This is a genomic window from Streptomyces sp. NPDC058678, from assembly GCF_042714835.1.
GTDB lineage: Bacteria > Actinomycetota > Actinomycetes > Streptomycetales > Streptomycetaceae > Streptomyces.
Genome location: NZ_JBHXSG010000007.1, coordinates 71,209 through 92,407 on the forward strand (window position 1 = coordinate 71,209; position 21,199 = coordinate 92,407).

The window sequence follows — 21,199 nt, forward strand, 5'->3', positions numbered from 1 at the left end:
CCCTCCGCGCAGCCCCCGCACGCTGGACACCATGCTGTGGTCCGACCCCGACAACGAGCCGCCGAAGGAACTGCGCGACACGCAGGACATGCTTCGGCGGCTGGGCGTTCTCATCGCGCTGGCCATGGTGCTGGCGATGATCGTGCTCGGGGTGAGGTGAGAGCCCCGGGGCGGGCCGCCGATATTCTGGCCGTATGACTGATCAGCCGCGCCGCCGACTCGTCCTCGCCTCCCAGTCCCCCGCCCGGCTCGGCCTGCTGCGCCAGGCCGGACTCGACCCCGAGGTGATCGTGAGCGGCGTCGACGAGGACGCCGTCAGCGCGCCGACCCCCGCCGAACTGGCGCTCGCCCTCGCCGAGGCCAAGGCGTCCGTGGTGGCGGCGAAGCCCCAGGTCAAGGGCGCCCTGGTGATCGGCTGCGACTCGGTGCTCGACCTGGACGGCGAGGCCCTCGGCAAGCCGGCCGACGCCGAGGAGGCCACCGCCCGCTGGAAGGCGATGCGCGGACGGGCCGGCACGCTCCAGACGGGCCACTGCGTCCACGACACCGCCACCGGGCGCTACACCTCCGGCGTCGCCTCCACCGTCGTCCACTTCGGCGACCCGACCGACGAGGAGATCGCCTCGTACGTCGCCTCGGGCGAGCCCCTCTACGTCGCCGGGGCGTTCACCCTCGACGGCCGCTCGGCCCCGTTCATCGACGGCATCGACGGCGACCACGGCAACGTGATCGGCATCAGCCTGCCCCTCCTGCGGCGGCTGCTGGCCGAACTGGGCGTCGGCATCACCGAGTTGTGGACTCCCGGGGAGAAGTGACCGGGAGCGGCGGTCAGGGGGTGCTGGGCGTGGGCGGAGGGGCGAGCGGCGAGCCGTCGCCGCCCTTGGGGCCGTCCGGCGTCGCGTCGGCGGGCTCGGGCTCGGGCCGGCCCTGAACGTCGTACGTCATCAGCAGCAGCACGATGAGCGCGAGCACCAGCATCATGAAGAGGAACGCGTGCCAGCCCATCAGGCCCCACGCGAACGCGCCCAGCAGCCCGTGCACCACGGCCGCGCTGACCAGCAGGACACGCCCGAGGCCGGCCGGCGGGCGGTCGCGGAGGGCGACCAGGAGCGCGACCAGGCCGCACAGGACGAAGTAGAGACCGAAGAGGAAGCCGCTGACCTTCGACGACGTGGACATCACGTCCGGGTCGAGACCGGCCAGGGACATCTGCTGATTGTCGACGACGGTCCCGAGGAGCCAGTTCAGCGCGACGACCCCGAGCGCCTCGACGAAGAGCACGACCGCCACGATCCACGCCACCGGTCTGCGCACCACCGGTCCCCACCCACTTCCGAGCTTTTCGAGTGCCACTCGAGCAAGGCTGCTGTTACCCCAAGTACGTTCGGGACATCCTGAACGCTACTCACGGGTACACCGACGGACAAGAGTTCCGCCACGGGCAAAGAATCATTGGGCCATTCGTAGGGACTCCACAAAGAAACCCTGTGGCCCGCGGCACGCTCTCATAGAGACCTTGACCACAAAGGAGGGCTAGGGTTTCGACAGGAGTCCTGCGTACGCAGGTGCGACAAGGGATTTCGCAGTCGAGCTGGCCTCGCATCACGCTCCGTGTGGGCAAGCTCACCAGTGGGGACGGGTCGAAGTGTCGTGTCGGCAGTCCCTAAACTCGGCTTGTTTCAAGGAGGGAGCCTCAATCGTGCGCAAGGTGCTCATCGCCAACCGTGGCGAAATCGCTGTCCGCGTGGCCCGGGCCTGCCGGGATGCCGGTATCGCGAGCGTGGCCGTCTACGCCGACCCGGACCGGGACGCTCTGCATGTCCGCGCCGCGGATGAGGCGTTCGCTCTGGGCGGTGACACTCCCGCGACCAGCTACCTCGACATCGAGAAGGTGTTGAACGCCGCGCGCGAGTCCGGCGCCGACGCCATCCATCCCGGCTACGGATTTCTCTCCGAGAACGCCGACTTCGCCCAGGCGGTCGGCGACGCGGGGCTGATCTGGATCGGCCCGCCGCCGCAGGCCATCCGCGACCTCGGCGACAAGGTGGCCGCCCGGCACATCGCCCAGCGCGCCGGCGCCCCGCTGGTGGCCGGCACGCCGGACCCGGTGAGCGGTGCCGAGGAGGTCGTCACCTTCGCCCGGGAGCACGGCCTGCCCATCGCGATCAAGGCCGCCTTCGGCGGTGGTGGTCGCGGTCTGAAGGTCGCCCGGACCCTCGAAGAGGTACCGGAGCTGTACGACTCGGCGGTCCGCGAGGCCGTCGCCGCCTTCGGCCGGGGCGAGTGCTTCGTCGAGCGCTACCTCGACAAGCCCCGGCACGTCGAGACCCAGTGCCTGGCCGACCAGCACGGCAACGTGGTCGTCGTCTCCACGCGTGACTGCTCCCTCCAGCGCCGCCACCAGAAGCTGGTCGAGGAGGCCCCGGCGCCCTTCCTCTCCGAGGCGCAGGTCGCCGAGCTGTACGCCTCCTCCAAGGCCATCCTCAAGGAGGCCGGGTACGTCGGCGCCGGCACGGTGGAGTTCCTGGTCGGCGTCGACGGCACGATCTCCTTCCTGGAGGTCAACACCCGTCTCCAGGTGGAGCACCCGGTCACCGAGGAGGTCTCCGGCATCGACCTCGTCCGCGAGATGTTCCGCATCGCCGACGGCGAGGAACTCGGCTACGGCGACCCCGAGCTGCGCGGCCACTCCTTCGAGTTCCGCATCAACGGCGAGGACCCGGGGCGCGGCTTCCTCCCGGCCCCCGGCACCGTCACCACCTTCGCCACGCCGTCCGGCCCGGGCGTCCGCCTGGACGCCGGCGTCGAGTCCGGCTCGGTCATCGGCCCGGCCTGGGACTCCCTGCTGGCCAAGCTGATCGTCACCGGCGCCACCCGCGAGCAGGCCCTCCAGCGGGCCGCCCGAGCCCTGGAGGAGTTCCAGGTCGAGGGCATGGCCACCGCCATCCCGTTCCACCGCGCGGTCGTCAAGGACCCGGCGTTCGCCCCCGAGCTCACCGGCTCGGCCGATCCGTTCACGGTCCACACCCGCTGGATCGAGACCGAGTTCGTCAACGAGATCAAGCCCTTCGCCGCCCCCGCGGACACCGACGTCGACGAGGAAGCCGGCCGCGAGACGGTCGTCGTCGAGGTCGGCGGCAAGCGCCTGGAGGTCTCCCTCCCGATCTCGCTCGGCATGTCCCTGGCCCGCACCGGCCTCGCGGCGGGCGCCAAGCCCAAGCGCCGCGCGGCCAAGAAGTCCGGGCCTGCCGCCTCCGGCGACACCCTCGCCTCCCCGATGCAGGGCACGATCGTCAAGGTCGCTGTCGAGGAGGGCCAGGAGGTCCAGGAGGGCGACCTGATCGTCGTCCTCGAAGCGATGAAGATGGAGCAGCCGCTGAACGCGCACAAGGCCGGCACCGTCAAGGGCCTGTCCGCCGACGTGGGCGCGTCGATCACGTCCGGCGCGGCGATCTGCGAGATCAAGGACTGACGCCTTCCCCGTACGACACCCCGTACGACACCCCGAGGCGCCCGGCGGACTGGAACGATCAGTCCGCCGGGCGCCTCGTCTTTCCCCGATCCGCCGTCGGTCCGCTTCGCCGGTCCGCTTCGCCGGTCCGCTTCGCCGGTCTGCTTCGCCGGTCTGCTAGGCGGTCTGTTGCGCCCGCACCCAGCAGGTGCCATGGCGGGCGACGACGAGGCGCGCGGCGCCGAAGGCGACGGCCATCTCATGCGAAGGCCGCGGTTGAGCGCGTGGCCGGCGGCGTTGGCGATGATCTGCCGGCGCATGCCGAAGGGGCGGAAGCCGAGGTTGTATCGGTGGCTCCGGTCGTCAACACGGCCCCACCCCGTGCCGGGCAGTCCCCCGTCGGAGGGAAACCGGAGCCCATCAGCCCGTCACGGGTCTCTCGGGACCCCCGCCTCCTCAGCGGCGGCGGAGGTCGGCGACCCGCGTCCGTTCGGTGCCCGGCGTCTGCTCGCCCAGGGCCGTGGCGGAGCGCAGTCCCGGGGTGCCGCCCGGGACCTGACCGCGGCGTGGGCCCGGCAGGGGCACGTCCCGGCGCTGTTGCCGGCGCGCCGGGACCTGATCACCCCCGGGGTGCTCCGACGCCCCGGTGACGGCGATCTGCACCCCCTGGTCGGCGAGGGCCTGGAGTTCGGTGCCCGCCCGGTCGTCGTGGCCGGGCGGCTCGTCCGTCACGAGGCGGGTGATGAGATCCGTCGGCACGGTCTGGAACATGGTGTCGGTGCCGAGCTTGGTGTGGTCGGCGAGGACCACGACCTCGGCGGCGGCCTGCACCAGCGCCCGGTCGACGGACGCGGAGAGCATGTTGGACGTGGACAGCCCGCGCTCGGCGGTCAGCCCGCTCCCGGAGAGGAAGGCCCGCGACACCCTGAGCCCCTGGAGGGACTGTTCGGCACCGCTGCCGACGAGGGCGTAGTTGGAACCGCGGAGCGTCCCGCCGGTCATCACGACCTCCACGCGGTTGGCATGGGCCAACGCCTGTGCCACCAGCAGGGAATTGGTGACGACGGTCAGCCCGGGCACCCGGGCGAGCCGGCGGGCCAGCTCCTGGGTGGTGGTTCCCGCCCCGACCACGATGGCCTCGCCCTCTTCGACGAAGCTCGCGGCGAGATCGGCGATGGCCGTCTTCTCGGCGGTCGCGAGATGGGATTTCTGCGGAAAGCCGGATTCTCGCGTGAACCCGCCCGGCAATACCGCACCGCCGTGTCGGCGGTCGAGGAGTCCTTCTGCCTCCAGTGCGCGCACGTCCCGCCGTACGGTCACTTCGGAGGTCTGGACGACGCGGGCGAGCTCACGGAGCGACACGGCCCCGTTCGCTCGCACCATTTCGAGGATCAATTGGCGACGTTCTGCAGCGAACACGAAACTGACAGTAACCCCAACGACCGCCTGGTTTCAGCAGTTTGCGCCGAATTACAGAAGTTGTTCTCACGCAAGGACGTGGAGTGGTATAGGGCCTAGTCCTGACGCCTATGCCGCCCGCATGCGCGACAACTCCCCGTGACCAGCGAGGAATCGCTTTCGGCCGTCAGCCCTCGTCGCCAGCCTTACGCGTGTGCAACTGCCGCGCGACCTCGGCGATCGACCCTGAAAGGGAGGGGTAGACGGTGAACGCGTTCGCGATCTGTTCGACCGTCAGATTGTTGTCGACGGCGATCGAAATGGGGTGGATCAGTTCCGAGGCGCGGGGCGCGACCACGACTCCGCCGACGACGATGCCGGTACCCGGACGGCAGAAGATCTTGACGAAGCCGTCCCGGATGCCCTGCATCTTCGCGCGCGGGTTGCGCAGCAGCGGCAGCTTCACGGCCCGGGCGTCGATCTTGCCGGAGTCGACGTCGGACTGGCTGTAGCCGACGGTGGCGATCTCGGGGTCGGTGAACACGTTCGAGGAGACCGTCTTCAGGTTCAGCGGGGCCACGGCGTCGCCGAGGAAGTGGTACATGGCGATACGTCCCTGCATCGCCGCGACGGAGGCGAGGGCGAAGACGCCGGTCACGTCACCGGCGGCATACACGCCGGGGGCGGTGGTCCGGGAGACCTTGTCGGTCCAGATGTGCCCGGACTCGCGGAGCTTGACCCCGGCCTCCTCCAGGCCCATGCCCGCGGAGTTCGGGATGGCGCCGACGGCCATCAGGCAGTGCGAGCCGGTGATGACCCGGCCGTCGGCGAGGGTGACCTCGACGCGGTCGCCGACCCGCTTGGCGGACTGGGCGCGGGAGCGGGCCAGGACGTTCATGCCGCGGCGCCGGAAGACCTCTTCCAGTACGGCGGCCGCGTCCGAGTCCTCGCCGGGCAGCACCCGGTCGCGGGAGGAGACGAGGGTGACCTTGGAGCCGAGCGCCTGGTAGGCGCCGGCGAACTCGGCACCGGTGACACCGGAGCCGACCACGATGAGCTCGTCGGGGAGTTCGTCGAGGTCGTAGACCTGGGTCCAGTTGAGGATGCGCTCGCCGTCGGGCTGGGCGTCCTCCAGTTCACGCGGGTGACCGCCGGTGGCGATGAGCACCGCGTCCGCGACGAGGGTCTCCTCGGTGCCGTCGACGGCACGCACGACGACCTTCCGCGAGCCGTCGAGGGCCTGCATGCCCTCGAGGCGCCCGCGCCCGCGCAGCACCCGGGCGCCGGCCCGCGTCACGGAGGCGGTGATGTCGTGCGACTGCGCCAGGGCGAGCCGCTTCACACGCCGGTTGACCTTCCCCAGGTCGACCCCCACCACCCGGGCGGCCTGCTCCATGGGCGGGGTGTCGTCGGCGACGATGATCCCCAGCTCTTCGTACGACGAATCGAAGGTGGTCATCACCTCGGCCGTGGCGATAAGAGTCTTCGACGGGACGCAGTCGGTGAGCACCGACGCCCCGCCCAGGCCGTCGCAATCGACGACGGTCACCTCCGCGCCGAGCTGGGCGGCCACCAGGGCCGCCTCGTATCCGCCGGGTCCGCCACCGATGATCACGATCCGAGTCACGTACTCCATTGTCCCGCACGCGCCGCCGTGCCACCGCCCCGGGGGCGAGAGGGAGGCCCAAGCGTTACGTCCGTGACGGGAGAGACCCGCGAAACGGCTGCCGTACCCTCGACGCATGTCGCTCTACGCCGGGTACGCCGGCAACCTCGACGCGCGGCTCATGACCCGCCGCGCCCCGCACTCGCCGCTGCGCGCGACGGGCTGGCTGAACGGGTGGCGGCTGACCTTCGGCGGCGAGCACATGGGCTGGGAGGGGGCGCTCGCCACGATCGTGGAGGCGCCGGGCGCCCAGGTCTTCGTCGCGCTGTACGACCTCGCGCCGCTGGACGAGGACTCGATGGACCGCTGGGAGGGCGTCGGCCTCGACATCTACCGGCGGATGCGCGTCCGCGTGCACACCCTGGAGGGCCAGGAAGCGGCCTGGGTGTACGTCCTCAACGGCTACGAGGGCGGCCTGCCCTCGGCCCGCTACCTGGGCGAGATCGCGGACGCGGCGGAGTCCGCGGGTGCGCCGCACGACTATGTGATGGAGCTCCGCAAGCACCCCTGCTGAGGCCGCCGGCGCGCTGTCTCGTCGGCCCGGGGAGCGCCTTTCTCGTTGGAAACGACAAGACAACGATCCCCATCCCGTGAGCTCTCTCATCTACGCGCGTAGGCCCTGACCGGCTACCCTCATCGCGTGAACGCATCTCTCCTTCCGGACGACATCCAGGGCGCCACCCCTCACGATCCGAGGGTCGCCGCCGACGCCGCCGCCGCGCGCCTGCGCGAACTGACCGGCGCCGAGACCCACGACGTCGCCCTTGTGATGGGCTCCGGCTGGGCGCCGGCGGTGGACGCCCTCGGCGCCCCCGACGCCGAGCTCCGGGTCACCGACCTGCCCGGCTTCCCGCCGCCGGCGGTGGAGGGCCACGGCGGCACAGTCCGCTCGTACAAGATCGGTGCGAAGCGGGCCCTGGTCTTCTTGGGCCGCACCCACTTCTACGAGGGCCGCGGGGTCGCCGCCGTCGCGCACGGCGTCCGTACGGCCGTCGCCGCCGGCTGCAAGACGATCGTCCTCACCAACGGCTGCGGCGGTCTGCGCGCGGGCATGCGCCCCGGCCAGCCGGTCCTGATCAGCGACCACATCAACCTGACGGCCACCTCCCCCATCGTCGGCGCCAACTTCGTCGACCTCACCGACCTCTACTCCCCGCGCCTGCGCGCCCTGTGCAAGGAGATCGACCCCACGCTGGAGGAGGGCGTCTACGCCCAGTTCCCCGGCCCGCACTACGAGACGCCCGCGGAGATCCGCATGGCCCGCGTCATCGGAGCGGACCTGGTGGGCATGTCGACCGTGCTGGAGGCCATCGCTGCGCGCGAGGCGGGTGCGGAGGTCCTGGGCATCTCCCTGGTGACGAACCTCGCGGCCGGCATGACGGGCGAGCCGCTGAACCACGAGGAGGTCCTCCAGGCGGGCCGCGACTCGGCGACGCGGATGGGCTCCCTGCTGGCGCAGGTGCTGGGCCGCCTGTAGAGACCGCACCAGGGGGCTCCGCCCACCCACTACCCGTACCCCTCTCAGCCCGTCTGGGGGTCCCCCCTCTGGGGGAGACGAGGACGAGGCCCGTTCAGGGCCGACGGGGGTCCGGGGGCGCAGCCCCTGAGGACGGGACGAGAGGGGCTCCGCCCACCCACCACCCGCACCCCGATCAGCCTGTCCGGCGTTTGAGGACGAGGCCTGTTCAGGACCGACGGGGGTCCGGGGCGCAGCCCCCGGGGACGGGACGGGAGGGGCTCCGCCCACCCACCACCCGCACCCCGATCAGCCTGTCCGGCGTTTGAGGACGAGGCCCGTTCAGGGCCGACGGGGGTCCGGGGGCGCAGCCCCCGGGGATCGGGACGGGTAGGGGCGGCGGGGGCGAGGAACCCGTCCCGCGGACCCCCCGGCCACCAACGAACCGAAACGAGAGGTCGACCCAAGTGCACGCCGATGTCATCGCACAGGCCAAGGCATGGCTGGCCGAGGACCCCGACGCGGAGACCCGTGAGGAACTCGCCGAACTGATCGACGCCAAGGACGTCACCGAGCTCACCGCACGCTTCAGCGGCACCCTCCAGTTCGGCACCGCGGGCCTGCGAGGCGAACTCGGCGCCGGCCCGCTGCGCATGAACCGAGCCGTGGTCATCCGCGCGGCCGCCGGCCTCGCCGCGTACCTCAAGGCGAAGGGCCAGGGCGACGGCCTCGTCGTCATCGGCTACGACGCCCGTCACAAGTCCGCCGACTTCGCCCAGGACACGGCCGCCGTGATGACGGGAGCGGGCCTGCGCGCAGCCGTCCTCCCCCGGCCCCTCCCCACCCCCGTCCTGGCGTACGCCATAAGGCACCTCGGCGCGGTCGCCGGCGTGGAGGTCACCGCCAGCCACAACCCGCCGCGCGACAACGGCTACAAGGTGTACCTCGGCGACGGCTCCCAGATCGTGCCCCCGGCCGACGCCGAGATCGCGGCCGAGATCGCCGCCGTCACGTCCCTCGGCACCGTCCCCCGCCCCACCACCGGCTGGGAGACCCTCGACGACGCCGTCCTCGACGCCTACCTCGCCCGCACGGACGCCGTCCTCGCCCCCGACTCCCCCCGCACGGCCCGCACGGTCTACACGGCGATGCACGGCGTCGGCACGGAAACCCTCCTCGCGGCCTTCGCCCGCGCCGGCTTCCCGCGGCCCGCCCTGGTCGCCGAACAGGCCGACCCCGACCCGGACTTCCCGACGGTCGCCTTCCCCAACCCGGAAGAGCCCGGCGCGATGGACCTCGCCTTCGCGAAGGCCCGCGAGACCGACCCCGACCTGATCATCGCCAACGACCCGGACGCCGACCGCTGCGCGGTGGCCGTGAAGGACGGCGGCGACTGGCGGATGCTCAGCGGCGACGAGGTCGGCGCCCTCCTCGCGACCCACCTGGTGGCCCGCGGAGCCCGCGGCACCTTCGCGGAGTCGATCGTCTCCTCCTCCCTCCTCGGCCGTATCGCCGAGAAGGCGGACCTGCCGTACGAGGAGACCCTCACCGGCTTCAAGTGGATCGCCCGCGTCGAGGGCCTGCGCTACGGCTACGAGGAGGCCCTCGGCTACTGCGTGGACCCGGACGGCGTACGGGACAAGGACGGCATCACGGCCGCCCTTCTGATCACGGAACTCGCGTCGACGCTGAAAGAGGAGAACCGCAGCCTCCTCGACCTCCTCGACGACATCGCGGTCGAGCACGGCCTGCACGCCACCGGCCAGCTCGCGGTCCGTGTGGAGGACCTGTCGGTCATCGCCGACGCGATGCGGCGCCTGCGCGAACAGCCTCCGACCCGGCTCGCCGGCCTGCCGATCAGCCGGGCCGAGGACCTCACCCGGGGCACGGAGACGCTCCCGCCCACCGACGGACTGCGCTACACGCTCGACGGCGCCCGGGTCATCGTCCGCCCCAGCGGCACGGAGCCGAAGCTGAAGTGCTACCTGGAGGTCGTCGTCCCGGTCGCCGCGCACGCCGATCTCCCGGCGGCCCGTGCGAAGGCGACGGACCTGCTGGCGACGATCAAGCGGGATCTGTCGACGGCGGCCGGCATCTGAGCCGTAGGCGACAGATCCGAGCCCATGGATGGGGTGCCCCCGAGGAAACCGGGGCATCCCATCGGGTGACTTCACCAAACAGGTTGACGCGGGCTCCTCGCCTCGCCCCACCCCGCGGGAATCGGTGGACCGGTGGAGCACCCCGCCGAGCCGGCCCGGAGCCGCCGCCGTGTCCTCGACCGCCGTCCCGGACCCGACCCCACCGCCCCGGAACGCGCGCCCCGAGACTCAGCCACCCCGGCCTGAGAGCCCCCTCAGCCCACCGCGATCAGGATGGCCAGCAGCACCGCCCCGGCCGCCGCCGGACCCACGATCTCGTACGCCCACCGCACGGTCACCTCGCCCTGGGCCGCCTCCGCCTTTTCCTGGGCCTCCCGCATTTCGCGCAGCTCGTCCATGACCCGGTCGGTCTCCGCGCGGGCGGGCCCGTCCGGTACCGCCGTCCGGCCACCACCCCGCATCCCCCCGGAGAGCCCGGTCAGGCCGCCGAACGCGCCGCCGCGCCCGTCGTCCTCCGCCCCGCGTCGGGCCTCCCGTCGAGCCGCCTTCTTGCGGCCCCGCAGGGACACGGGAACGGCCCAGAGCTGGAACTTCTTGCCGGACGAGGCAACGGCCTCGTTCGAGTAGCCGGAGCGCAGCGACGCGACCTGGGACCACGGCAGCACGATCAGGCGGAAGGGGTTGCGGATGCGCAGCCGTTCCTCGTTCGCGAACACGGCGGGGCGCAGGGTGAAGGCCACCACCAGCGGCACCACGAGGATCAGCGCGGCGAGTGCCAGCCACGGCGTGCGGTCCTCGCCGGTGACGATCGCGTCGATGCCGAGCCAGCCGGTGATGCCGAGCAGCAGGAAACCGCCGGCCATGCCCGCGGGCGACCGATAGATGCGGTCCGGCGACTGGGGCGCCGAGGGCTGCGGCGCTGGTGACTGGGGCTCCGGGGTCGTCATGGTCCCGATTCTGCCCGAAGCCCCCGGCGACGCCCGTACGCGGTGCCGCCGTACCGGACGAGTACGGGACGAGTACCGGACGAGCACCTGATATGTCTGCCGGGGTGTACAGCCGCTACGCGCGTAGATATGCTCGGCTTGTGACCATGCCCACCACTGCATCCGCTGCACACGCTCTCGCCGACGTCACCGCGTCCGACAGCACGCTGCGCCGCTTCCTCCACGGGTTGCCCGGCGTGGACGCGGTCGGCCTGGAGGCGCGCGCCGCCTCGCTCGGCACCCGTTCCATCAAGACGACCGCGAAGGCGTACGCCATCGACCTCGCCATCTCGATGGTCGACCTGACGACGCTGGAAGGCGCGGACACCCCGGGCAAGGTCCGGGCGCTCGGCGCCAAGGCGGTCCGCCCCGACCCGACCGACCGCACGACCCCCGCCACCGCGGCCGTCTGCGTCTACCCGGACATGGTGGCCACGGCCAAGGAGGCCGTCGCCGGCTCCTCGGTGAAGGTCGCCTCTGTCGCCACCGCCTTCCCGGCGGGCCGCGCCGCGCTCTCCGTGAAACTGGCGGACGTCCGCGAGGCCGTCGCCGCGGGCGCCGACGAGGTCGACATGGTCATCGACCGCGGGGCGTTCCTCGCGGGCAACTACACGAAGGTGTTCGACGAGATCGTCGCCGTGCGGGAGGCCTGCGCGGGCGCCGCCCGCCTCAAGGTCATCTTCGAGACGGGCGAGCTGTCGACGTACGACAACATCCGCCGCGCCAGCTGGCTCGGCATGCTCGCCGGAGCCGACTTCATCAAGACGTCCACCGGCAAGGTCGCCGTCAACGCGACTCCCGCGAACACCCTCCTCATGCTGGAGGCGGTCCGCGACTTCCGCGCCCAGACCGGGGTACAGGTCGGCGTGAAGCCGGCCGGCGGGATCCGCACCTCCAAAGACGCCATCAAGTTTCTCGTACTGGTCAACGAGACCGCGGGCGAGGACTGGCTGGACAACCACTGGTTCCGCTTCGGCGCCTCCTCGCTCCTGAACGACCTGCTGATGCAGCGTCAGAAACTGGCCACCGGCCGTTACTCCGGCCCCGACTACGTGACGGTGGACTGATCACCATGGCATCCGCATTCGAGTACGCACCCGCACCGGAGTCCCGCTCCGTCGTCGACATCGCGCCCTCCTACGGCCTGTTCATCGACGGCGAGTTCACCGAGGCCGCCGACGGCAAGGTCTTCAAGACCGTCTCCCCGTCGACCGAGGAGGTCCTCTCCGAGATCGCCCAGGCGGGCTCCGAGGACGTCGACCGCGCGGTGCGGGCCGCCCGCAAGGCCTTCGGGAAGTGGTCGGCGCTGCCGGGTTCCGAGCGCGCGAAGTACCTGTTCCGCATCGCCCGCATCATCCAGGAACGCAGCCGCGAACTGGCCGTCCTGGAGACGCTGGACAACGGCAAGCCGATCAAGGAGACCCGCGACGCCGACCTTCCCCTGGTCGCCGCGCACTTCTTCTACTACGCGGGCTGGGCCGACAAGCTCGACCACGCGGGCTTCGGCGCGAACCCGCGCCCGCTCGGCGTGGCCGGCCAGGTCATCCCCTGGAACTTCCCGCTCCTGATGCTGGCGTGGAAGATCGCCCCGGCGCTGGCGACCGGCAACACGGTCGTCCTGAAGCCGGCCGAGACGACTCCGCTCAGCGCGCTGTTCTTCGCGGACATCTGCCGCCAGGCCGGCCTCCCCAGGGGTGTCGTCAACATCCTCCCGGGCTACGGCGAGACGGGCGCGGCCCTCGTCGAGCACCCCGACGTGAACAAGGTGGCCTTCACCGGCTCCACGGCGGTCGGCAAGGCCATCGCCCGCCAGGTGGCGGGCACGAAGAAGAAGGTCACCCTCGAACTCGGCGGCAAGGGCGCCAACATCGTCTTCGACGACGCCCCGATCGACCAGGCCGTCGAGGGCATCGTGAGCGGCATCTTCTTCAACCAGGGCCAGGTCTGCTGCGCCGGCTCCCGGCTGCTGGTCCAGGAGTCGATCCAGGACGAGCTGCTGGACTCCCTCAAGCGCAGGCTCTCCACCCTCCGCCTCGGCGACCCGCTGGACAAGAACACGGACATCGGCGCGATCAACTCCGCCGAGCAGCTGGCCCGGATCACCACCCTCACCGAGCAGGGCGAGGCGGAGGGCGCCGAGCGCTGGTCTCCGGCCTGCGAACTGCCCTCCTCCGGCTACTGGTTCGCCCCGACGCTCTTCACGAACGTCACCCAGGCGCACACCATCGCCCGCGACGAGATCTTCGGCCCGGTGCTGTCCGTCCTCAGCTTCCGCACCCCGGACGAGGCCGTCGCCAAGGCCAACAACAGCCAGTACGGCCTGTCGGCGGGCATCTGGACGGAGAAGGGCTCCCGCATCCTGGCGGTGGCGAACAAGCTCCGCGCGGGCGTCGTCTGGTCCAACACGTTCAACAAGTTCGACCCGACCTCGCCGTTCGGCGGTTACAAGGAGTCGGGCTTCGGCCGCGAGGGCGGTCGCCACGGCCTGGAGGCGTACCTCGATGTCTGACCGCAGCAACGAACGCCTGAGCGTGTTCAAGACCTACAAGTTGTACGTCGGCGGGAAGTTTCCGCGTTCCGAGAGCGGCCGGGTGTACGAGGTGACTGACTCGAAGGGCAAGTGGCTGGCCAACGCGCCGCTCTCCTCCCGCAAGGACGCCCGTGACGCGGTCGTGGCCGCCCGTAAGGCGTTCGGCGCCTGGTCCGGGGCCACCGCGTACAACCGCGGCCAGATCCTCTACCGCGTCGCGGAGATGCTGGAGGGCCGCAGGGGACAGTTCGTCCACGAGGTCGCCGACGCCGAGGGCCTGTCGAAGTCGAAGGCCGCCGAGCAGGTGGAGGCGACGATCGACCGCTGGGTCTGGTACGCCGGCTGGACCGACAAGATCGCCCAGGTGGTCGGCGGAGCCAACCCGGTGGCGGGCCCGTACTTCAACCTGTCGTCCCCCGAGCCGACGGGCGTGGTCGCGGTCCTCGCCCCTCAGGAGTCGTCCTTCCTGGGCCTGGTCTCGGTCCTCGCCCCGGTGATCGCGACCGGCAACACCGCGATCGTGATCGCGAGCGAGAAGTCCCCGCTCCCGGCCCTGTCCCTGGGCGAGGTCCTCGCCACCTCCGACCTGCCCGGCGGGGTCGTCAACGTCCTCTCCGGCCGTACGGCGGAGATCGCGGCGCCCCTCGCGGCGCACCAGGACGTCAACGCGATCGATCTGACCGGCGCCGACGACGAACTGGCGAAGGAACTGGAGATCGCGGCGGCGGACAACCTGAAGCGCGTTCTCCGTCCACAGCCTGTGGATTATTCGCGGACGCCCGGCATCGACCGCATGACGGCGTTCCTGGAGACGAAGACGGTCTGGCACCCGACGGGTTCGCTGGGCGCGTCCGGCTCCGCGTACTGACAGCCGCCGAAGACCGGAGAGCCGCGCCTCCCCTCCGTCCGGGGGAGACGCGGCTCTCTGCCGCGCTCAGCCGTTGGCCGGCAGCCCCGCCTGCCCGACCACCGGCATGCTGCCGATGGACTGCGCCTGCGCGACCGGCCTGGTCAGCGCCTGTGAGTTCACCGGCTTGAAGTCGGCCAGCTGGGTGCCGACGCCGTTGTCGGTGGGGTCGACGCCGGAGCCCGCGAGCGGGTTGGGCTTGAGGCCGGCGACCGGACCGGTGGCATGTCCGACGCTGCCGGTCAGGGCCTGCAGGCCGGCCTGCGGGTCGACGTTGCCCAGCGAGGCGGGGCGGGAGCGCGTCACGTCGGCGACCGGCCCGGTGGCAGCGGAGGCCGTCGCCGCGCCTGCTCCCAGGGCCACACCTGCGGTCGCGAGGGCGACCAGGGCGCGCCGGGCGGTGGGGGTGTGGGGGGATACGTGTCGGGCCATCGTTTCTGCCACCTTCTACAGCACAGGGTAATGAGGTCGACACGAAGGGTAGTTGACGTGTGACGCGCACTTCAAAGCGGACCCGCGGGCTCGTAGGGGGGCCGTCGGATGCCTCACACTGGTGTCCCGTGAGCTCCCATCCCTCCATACCGACCCGAGTCGTGCTGCTCTGCGGCCCCTCCGGCTCCGGCAAGTCCCTCCTCGCCGCCCGCTCCGGCCTGCCGGTCCTGCGGCTCGACGACTTCTACAAGGAGGGCGACGACCCGACGCTGCCGCTGGTGGTGGGGAGCTCCGACATCGACTGGGACCACCCGGACTCGTGGGACGCGGACACGGCGATCGCCTCGATCGTGGATCTGTGCCGCACGGGCCGAACAAAGATCCCCGTCTACGACATCTCGCTGAGCGCCCGCACCGGCGAGGAGTCGGTCGAGGTGGGCCGCACTCCGCTGTTCATCGCGGAGGGCATCTTCGCCGCCGAGATCGTCACCCGCTGCCGGGAACTCGGCGTCCTCGCCGACGCCCTGTGCCTGAGCCGCGGCCCGCTCCGGACGTTCCGCCGCCGCTTCCTGCGCGACCTGCGGGAGGGCCGTAAGTCCGTGCCCTTCCTCCTCCGCCGCGGCTGGCGCCTGATGCGCTCCGAACGCTCCATCGTCGCCCGTCAGACGGCTCTCGGCGCCCACGCCTGCGACAAGGACGAGGCCCTGGGCCGCCTGGCCGCGGCCGCGGCGGGCCGCCGCCCGGCCGCGACCTCGGCCTCGCAGGGCTGATCGCGTCCCTCGACCGCCGTACACGCGAAAACGGGACTGGACGGACCCCCCGGCCCTCCAGTCCCGCTCCCTTGGTGCTCCCCCGTGCTTTCCCCCCAAGGCCCCCATGACCCGCGTTGGTCCCCCGTGACCCCCGCGGCCCCTCCCCGGTTACTACTCCCCCGTTACTTGCTTCCCCCCCGACCTTCAGGCGACGAGCTCCCCGAAGGCGCTTTCCTCGTCACGGCCGAAGCTGAGGACCTCGTCCTCACGCAGCCGGCGGAGCGACCGCCAGATGCTGGACTTCACCGTGCCGACACTGATGTCGAGGATCTCGGCGATCTCCGGGTCCGTGCGGCCCTCGTAGTAGCGAAGGACCAGCATGGTGCGCTGGAGTTCCGGCAGCCGGGCGAGCGCCTGCCACAGGACCGCGCGCAGTTCCGTGCCGCGCATCGCGTCCGTGTCGCCGGGCGTCTCCGGCAGTTCCTCGGTCGGGTACTCGTTCAGCTTGCGGCGGCGCCACGCGCTGATGTGCAGGTTGGTCATGGTGCGGCGGAGGTAGCCCCCGACCGCGGCCTTGTCACTGATCCGGTCCCACGCCCGGTACGTCGAGAACAGCGCGCTCTGCAGCAGGTCCTCGGCCTCGAAGCGGTCGCCGGTGAGGTGATAGGCGGTTGCGTACAGGGAGGCGCGGCGCTCCTGGACGTAGGCGGTGAACTCCGCCTCCGACAGCGAACGACGCTCCCCCGTGTCCTCCCTGTACGCGCTTCCCCCGTGTGCTTCCCCCGTGAAGCCGTCAACCACCGTCATGTACCCGGTGTGCTGACGCCCGGTGCCGCGAGCGCACCCCCGCCCGCTCACGGCACCGGACTTCTCGGAACCCCGGCCCCCGTTCACGTCGTGCAGACGCGTGATCACTGCGCTCGTGCTGTTGCCGTGCAGCGTGTTCATCTCGCGCCCCCCGTCGTGGACTTCCGGTGTTTCGCCTTGCTTCCTTGCCTGTGCCGAGAAGCTTGCCCGGACCACTTCATGGCCTTGTCCGCCGACTGTCACAGACCTGTCACAGGGCCCCCCTCGGATGCCGCTCCCGGGCGTGGCACAGTCCCCCCACAGACAAGAGCGCTACCGGCGCGTGGAAATACAGGTTCAGGCCGGAGAAAATCAGGTGTCGCAGCCCCGGCCCCCCATGGGTCAGAATGACCCCCGTGCCTTCCCTGTTGCTGATCGAGGACGACGACGCCATCCGTACGGCCCTGGAGCTGTCCCTGACGCGCCAGGGACACCGGGTTGCCACCGCTGCCACCGGCGAGGACGGCCTGCAGCTGCTGCGTGAGCAGCGGCCCGATCTGATCGTGCTGGACGTGATGCTGCCCGGCATCGACGGATTCGAGGTGTGCCGTCGCATCCGGCGCACGGACCAGTTGCCGATCATTCTGCTGACCGCGCGCAGTGACGACATCGACGTGGTGGTCGGACTGGAGTCCGGTGCCGACGACTATGTCGTCAAGCCTGTGCAGGGGCGCGTCCTCGACGCCCGGATCCGGGCCGTGCTGCGGCGCGGCGAGCGGGAGGCGAACGACGCGGCCACGTTCGGTTCGCTGGTCATCGACCGCGCGGCCATGACCGTGACCAAGAACGGCGAGGACCTCCAGCTCACCCCGACCGAGCTCAGGCTGCTGCTCGAACTGAGCCGGCGGCCCGGGCAGGCCCTGTCGCGGCAGCAGTTGCTGCGCCTGGTGTGGGAGCACGACTACCTCGGCGACTCGCGGCTGGTGGACGCCTGTGTGCAGCGGCTGCGCGCCAAGGTCGAGGACGTGCCCTCGTCCCCGACGCTGATCCGTACCGTGCGTGGCGTGGGATATCGGCTGGACACTCCTCAGTGACCGAAGCACAAGGGGGGACCCGCGGCTGGGCCGCGGCTCGCAAGGGAACCTGGACACGGCTGCGGTTCACCAGCCTGCGCCTGCGGCTGGTCGTCGTGTTCGGTCTGGTGGCGCTGACCGCCGCCGTGTCCGCGTCCGGCATCGCCTACTGGCTCAACCGGGAGGCGGTGCTCACGCGTACCCAGGACGCGGTGCTGCGCGACTTCGAGCAGGAGATGCTGAACCGCGCGGGCTCGCTGCCCCAGACCCCCACCCAGGACGAACTGCAGCACACCGCGGGGCAGATGGCGAACAGCAGCCAGCGCTTCAGCGTGCTGCTGGTCGCCCAGGACGAGAGCGGCACGACGGTGTACGGCAACTCCGGCGCGCTGAACGGCTTCTCGCTCCAGGACGTGCCCGCCTCCCTGCGCGAGGCGGTGAACAGGGAGCAGAAGGTCAACTCGACCAACAAGTACGCGTACCACCTGTACTGGCAGCGGATAGTCAGTGACGGCACCCCCTATCTGGTGGCCGGTACGAAGGTGATCGGCGGCGGGCCGACCGGCTACATGCTCAAGTCGCTGGAGCCGGAGGCCAAGGACCTCAACTCCCTTGCCTGGTCGCTCGGGATCGCCACCGGTCTGGCGCTGATCGGCTCCGCGCTGCTCGCGCAGGCCGCCGCCACGACCGTACTGAAGCCGGTGCAGCGGCTCGGGGTCGCCGCGCGCCGGCTCGGCGAGGGCAAGCTGGACACCCGGTTGCGGGTGTCGGGAACCGACGAACTGGCCGATCTTTCGCGGACGTTCAACAACGCGGCCGCGGCGCTGGAGAAACGGGTGGACGACATGGCCGCGCGGGAGGACGCGTCCCGGCGGTTCGTGGCGGACATGTCGCACGAGCTGCGGACGCCGCTGACCGCCATCACCGCCGTCACGGAGGTGCTGGAGGAGGAGCTGGAGTCGGGCGGCATCGATCCCATGGTCGATCCGGCGGTACGGCTCGTGGTCAGCGAGACGCGGCGGCTCAACGACCTCGTCGAGAACCTCATGGAGGTCACCCGCTTCGACGCCGGTACCGCGCGGCTGGTCGTCGACGACGTGGACGTCGTCGACCAGATCACCGCCTGCATCGACGCGCGGGCCTGGCTGGACGCGGTGGAGCTGGACGCCGAGCGCGGCATCCACGCCCGTCTCGACCCGCGCCGCCTGGACGTGATCCTGGCGAACCTCGTCGGCAACGCGCTCAAGCACGGCGGGTCGCCGGTGCGGGTCGCAGTGCGGGCGGCCGACGAGGAGGTCGTCATCGAGGTGCGGGACCACGGGCCGGGCATCCCCGAGGACGTCCTTCCACACGTCTTCGACCGGTTCTACAAAGCCAGCGCCTCCCGGCCGCGCTCCGAGGGCAGCGGCCTGGGCCTGTCCATCGCCCTGGAGAACGCCCACATCCACGGCGGCGAGATCACGGCCGCCAACTCCGCCGAGGGCGGCGCGGTGTTCACGCTGCGGCTGCCGCGGGACTCGTACCCGCTCACGGAGGAGGCCGACGAAGGTGAGAAGGGCCCGGAGGACGCCTGATGAACGTACGACGTCTGCTGGCGCTCCCCGCGCTCGCCCTGCTGCTCGCCGGATGCGGCATCCGGGCCACCGAGGTGCCGACCGACTTCGGCCCGGCGCCCTCCCGGGTGCGCTGCTCCCTGTCCGAGCCGGACGTCTCCACGCAGGCCTCGCGCGGGCTGCCGGTGCAGGTGTTCCTGCTGTGCGGTTCGTCACTGGTGGCCGTCGACCGGACCGTGCGCGTGCCGGACGGTACGGCCGACTCCGGGCGGCGGGTGCTGGTCGCTCAGGGGCTGCTGGACGAGCTCGCCGCGACGCCGTCGGCCGCGGAGAAGGAGGCCGGGTACACCACCGACGTGCGCGGCGGCATGACGGTGAGCGGACCGCGCCCCAAGGATCCGGGGGACGCCCTGCGCCTGAGCACCCCGCCCGGCGACCTGACCTCCTACTCCCTGGCCCAGCTTGTCTGCACCTTCTCCGACTCGGCGGCCGCGGAGGGCGACGGCTCCGTCATCCTCGGCGGCCCCGACAGCGGGCCTCTGCGCCGCTACGAGTGCACCGACGAGGTCCGCTCCCGCCCGGGCAGCAAGGAGCCGCCGTCGGGCGAGGTGACGGGCGGCTGACGTACGGGTGTGGCGCAAGCCTCATGCACGTACCTCTGGGTGTCCCGGAACCGATCGTGCCGGAGGCCGCGTCTAGGGGGGCGTGCAGCGTCAAGGCTCCATCGGCGGCAGTGCCGCGATTCGCATCCGTGTGGCGGGAGGTGTCCTCCTCGTCGCACACCTCGTGTTCGTCGCCTGGTTCACGCTGCGCCCGCTGGACGTCCCCTGGGTGATGCCGCCCAACCTGCGTCCGCTGGCCGGCATCCGGGCGGATGCGGCGCTCGGCTGGCAGGAGGGCGCCCGGCGCATCGCCGAGGGGCTCGCGCTGCTGGCCCCGCTGGGCGTCCTGCTCCCGATGGCGCACGGCCGGCTCACGGTCTCCCCGCTCGCCTCCCTGCTCCGGACGATGGCCGCCGGCGCCCTGATCTCGCTGGGCATCGAACTGCTCCAGACCGCGGTGCCCGGCCAGGTCGTCGACATCGACTCGCTGCTCCTGAACACGGCGGGCGTGGCCCTCACCCACGCGGCGCTCGTGCCCGCGGCCCGTGCGTGGCTCCGCCGCAGGACCGAGCGCGTACATCGCCACGCCGTCCGCCAGGAGGACGCTCCTCAGGGTCGGACCCCGACGATTCCCAGGGTCGGGATCGCACCGTAGAGCGATGCTTTGCCCTCTTCGTCTCCGTACCGTGGATGTCAGATGGGGCGGCCACCGGGGCCGCCTCCGACAGACGCTCACGAAGGAGCCGACATGTCCCGCCTCGCCCGCCCCACCAACGGCCGCATGATCGGCGGAGTGTGTGCCGCGCTGGCGCAGCGCTTCGGCACCTCCGCCACCACGATGCGCGTGATCTTCCTGGTCTCGTGCCTGCTGCCCGGCCCGCAGTTCCTGCTCTACATCGCGCTGTGGATCCTGTTCCCGTCGGAGGACAAGGCCGCGCGCACGGCCTGGTGATCGCGTACGCACGTACGCCGGTGGGGCGCACCCCGTGTCCAAGGGTGCGCCCCACCGGCGCGTTCGGAGGCGGTGCGGATCAGCCGAGCGGGATCCCGTTCACCGGGAGGCCCTTCGTGGGCAGTCCCTTGCCGGCGACCGGCAGGCCGCCGAGCAGACCGGTGACCGGTGCGGTCGAGCCGTCGGCGCGCACCTTCCGCGCGGGGGCCTTGCTCGTGCTGAGCGCCGGCTGCGCCTGGGAGAGCGCCTCACCGGCTCCCGGCAGCGACTTGGTGACGCTCTCCGCCGGCAGCGTCTGGGTGACGCCGCCCAGCGCCTGGGTGGCGTCCGGGACTGCGGGGGCGGCGTTCGCCGCGCCCGCACCGGCGGCGGCGAAGGCGGCACCGAGAGCGGCGACACCGAGGGTCTTGGCAGCAGACTGCTTCATGAAAACGCGTCCTTGAATGGGATGAGGATGTGAGCGGCCCACGACCGTAAACACGCCAAGCCATTCGCCGCAAACATCGAAATGCGGACGGACGGTGAAAGTCCGCCCGCATTCCGGGTTTCCGGATTT

General features: G+C 71.4%; 22 protein-coding genes. 15 read left to right on the forward strand and 7 right to left on the reverse strand.

Annotated elements, in window-relative coordinates; translation table 11 throughout:
- The first annotated feature begins 31 nt into the window (after positions 1-31).
- Positions 32-160, forward strand: coding sequence for a morphogenic membrane protein MmpB (mmpB, locus tag ACFWWR_RS09465; RefSeq protein ID WP_383857808.1), 129 nt, complete (start codon positions 32-34; stop codon positions 158-160).
- 34 nt (positions 161-194) lie between these two features.
- Entirely contained in the window at positions 195-815 is a 621-nt protein-coding gene (locus tag ACFWWR_RS09470; protein WP_383857806.1) for a Maf family protein, read from the forward strand.
- A 13-nt stretch (positions 816-828) separates the two neighbouring features.
- On the opposite strand, the gene ACFWWR_RS09475 is transcribed toward ACFWWR_RS09470, so the two are convergent.
- A complete protein-coding gene (locus ACFWWR_RS09475) occupies positions 829-1,317 on the reverse strand; it encodes a hypothetical protein (protein WP_384302674.1) in 489 nt (162 codons plus the stop codon).
- A 382-nt stretch (positions 1,318-1,699) separates the two neighbouring features.
- Here ACFWWR_RS09475 and ACFWWR_RS09480 point away from each other — a divergent pair, with 382 nt between their 5' ends.
- Complete coding sequence (locus ACFWWR_RS09480) at positions 1,700-3,472, forward strand: acetyl/propionyl/methylcrotonyl-CoA carboxylase subunit alpha (RefSeq protein WP_384302676.1); 1,773 nt, start codon at positions 1,700-1,702, stop codon at positions 3,470-3,472.
- A 435-nt stretch (positions 3,473-3,907) separates the two neighbouring features.
- Here the strand turns inward: ACFWWR_RS09480 and ACFWWR_RS09485 are convergent, their stop codons facing one another.
- Positions 3,908-4,870 carry a DeoR/GlpR family DNA-binding transcription regulator gene (locus ACFWWR_RS09485; RefSeq protein ID WP_383871559.1) on the reverse strand — a complete coding sequence of 321 codons (963 nt, stop codon included), beginning with the start codon at positions 4,868-4,870 and terminating at the stop codon, positions 3,908-3,910.
- 166 nt (positions 4,871-5,036) lie between these two features.
- Positions 5,037-6,485, reverse strand: a complete 1,449-nt coding sequence (locus tag ACFWWR_RS09490; protein ID WP_383871557.1) for an NAD(P)H-quinone dehydrogenase — start codon at positions 6,483-6,485, stop codon at positions 5,037-5,039.
- A 106-nt stretch (positions 6,486-6,591) separates the two neighbouring features.
- Here ACFWWR_RS09490 and ACFWWR_RS09495 point away from each other — a divergent pair, with 106 nt between their 5' ends.
- From ACFWWR_RS09495 to ACFWWR_RS09505, 3 genes are all read left to right on the forward strand, one after another.
- On the forward strand, positions 6,592-7,029 hold the full coding sequence (locus tag ACFWWR_RS09495) for a gamma-glutamylcyclotransferase (protein ID WP_383871554.1): 438 nt from the start codon (positions 6,592-6,594) through the stop codon (positions 7,027-7,029).
- A 126-nt stretch (positions 7,030-7,155) separates the two neighbouring features.
- Positions 7,156-7,992, forward strand: a complete 837-nt coding sequence (locus ACFWWR_RS09500; RefSeq protein ID WP_383871552.1) for a purine-nucleoside phosphorylase — start codon at positions 7,156-7,158, stop codon at positions 7,990-7,992.
- A 446-nt stretch (positions 7,993-8,438) separates the two neighbouring features.
- Positions 8,439-10,070: a phospho-sugar mutase gene (locus tag ACFWWR_RS09505; RefSeq protein ID WP_383871549.1), complete on the forward strand. Its 1,632-nt coding sequence runs from the start codon at positions 8,439-8,441 to the stop codon at positions 10,068-10,070.
- A 254-nt stretch (positions 10,071-10,324) separates the two neighbouring features.
- Here ACFWWR_RS09505 and ACFWWR_RS09510 read toward each other — a convergent pair whose 3' ends face one another.
- Entirely contained in the window at positions 10,325-11,017 is a 693-nt protein-coding gene (locus tag ACFWWR_RS09510; protein WP_383871546.1) for a PH domain-containing protein, read from the reverse strand.
- A 146-nt stretch (positions 11,018-11,163) separates the two neighbouring features.
- On the opposite strand from ACFWWR_RS09510, the gene deoC reads away from it, so the two are divergent.
- From deoC to ACFWWR_RS09525, 3 genes are read left to right on the forward strand one after another with little or no spacing between them, the layout of a single operon-like run.
- Complete coding sequence (deoC, locus tag ACFWWR_RS09515) at positions 11,164-12,123, forward strand: deoxyribose-phosphate aldolase (protein WP_383871543.1); 960 nt, start codon at positions 11,164-11,166, stop codon at positions 12,121-12,123.
- Between the two features lie 5 nt (positions 12,124-12,128).
- Entirely contained in the window at positions 12,129-13,565 is a 1,437-nt protein-coding gene (locus ACFWWR_RS09520) for an aldehyde dehydrogenase family protein (protein ID WP_383871541.1), read from the forward strand.
- Entirely contained in the window at positions 13,558-14,454 is an 897-nt protein-coding gene (locus tag ACFWWR_RS09525) for an aldehyde dehydrogenase family protein (protein ID WP_383871538.1), read from the forward strand. Before ACFWWR_RS09520 ends, ACFWWR_RS09525 begins: the two co-directional genes overlap by 8 nt.
- A 66-nt stretch (positions 14,455-14,520) precedes the next feature.
- Here ACFWWR_RS09525 and ACFWWR_RS09530 read toward each other — a convergent pair whose 3' ends face one another.
- Positions 14,521-14,925, reverse strand: coding sequence for a hypothetical protein (locus tag ACFWWR_RS09530; RefSeq protein ID WP_383871535.1), 405 nt, complete (start codon positions 14,923-14,925; stop codon positions 14,521-14,523).
- A gap of 128 nt (positions 14,926-15,053) precedes the next feature.
- Here ACFWWR_RS09530 and ACFWWR_RS09535 point away from each other — a divergent pair, with 128 nt between their 5' ends.
- Positions 15,054-15,695: a uridine kinase gene (locus tag ACFWWR_RS09535; protein WP_384302678.1), complete on the forward strand. Its 642-nt coding sequence runs from the start codon at positions 15,054-15,056 to the stop codon at positions 15,693-15,695.
- A 186-nt stretch (positions 15,696-15,881) separates the two neighbouring features.
- On the opposite strand, the gene ACFWWR_RS09540 is transcribed toward ACFWWR_RS09535, so the two are convergent.
- Entirely contained in the window at positions 15,882-16,625 is a 744-nt protein-coding gene (locus ACFWWR_RS09540; protein WP_383871529.1) for a SigE family RNA polymerase sigma factor, read from the reverse strand.
- Between the two features lie 254 nt (positions 16,626-16,879).
- Between ACFWWR_RS09540 and afsQ1 the strand changes: the two genes are divergently transcribed.
- The 5 genes from afsQ1 (at position 16,880) to ACFWWR_RS09565 (ending at position 20,643) form a co-directional block, all read left to right on the forward strand.
- Positions 16,880-17,557 carry a two-component system response regulator AfsQ1 gene (afsQ1, locus tag ACFWWR_RS09545; RefSeq protein WP_383871526.1) on the forward strand — a complete coding sequence of 226 codons (678 nt, stop codon included), beginning with the start codon at positions 16,880-16,882 and terminating at the stop codon, positions 17,555-17,557.
- The gene (locus ACFWWR_RS09550) at positions 17,554-19,110 is read left to right on the forward strand and encodes an ATP-binding protein (RefSeq protein WP_383871524.1); all 1,557 of its coding nucleotides are present in this window, start codon (positions 17,554-17,556) and stop codon (positions 19,108-19,110) included. The genes afsQ1 and ACFWWR_RS09550 overlap by 4 nt, the downstream gene beginning before the upstream one ends.
- Entirely contained in the window at positions 19,110-19,712 is a 603-nt protein-coding gene (locus tag ACFWWR_RS09555; protein WP_383871522.1) for a hypothetical protein, read from the forward strand. Before ACFWWR_RS09550 ends, ACFWWR_RS09555 begins: the two co-directional genes overlap by 1 nt.
- 82 nt (positions 19,713-19,794) lie before the next feature.
- Positions 19,795-20,346 (forward strand): VanZ family protein, encoded by a 552-nt coding sequence (locus ACFWWR_RS09560; protein ID WP_384302680.1) that lies wholly within the window; start codon positions 19,795-19,797, stop codon positions 20,344-20,346.
- A 93-nt stretch (positions 20,347-20,439) separates the two neighbouring features.
- Positions 20,440-20,643: a PspC domain-containing protein gene (locus ACFWWR_RS09565; RefSeq protein ID WP_383871516.1), complete on the forward strand. Its 204-nt coding sequence runs from the start codon at positions 20,440-20,442 to the stop codon at positions 20,641-20,643.
- Between the two features lie 79 nt (positions 20,644-20,722).
- On the opposite strand, the gene ACFWWR_RS09570 is transcribed toward ACFWWR_RS09565, so the two are convergent.
- Positions 20,723-21,070 (reverse strand): ATP-binding protein, encoded by a 348-nt coding sequence (locus ACFWWR_RS09570; protein ID WP_384302682.1) that lies wholly within the window; start codon positions 21,068-21,070, stop codon positions 20,723-20,725.
- Positions 21,071-21,199: the final 129 nt, after the last annotated feature.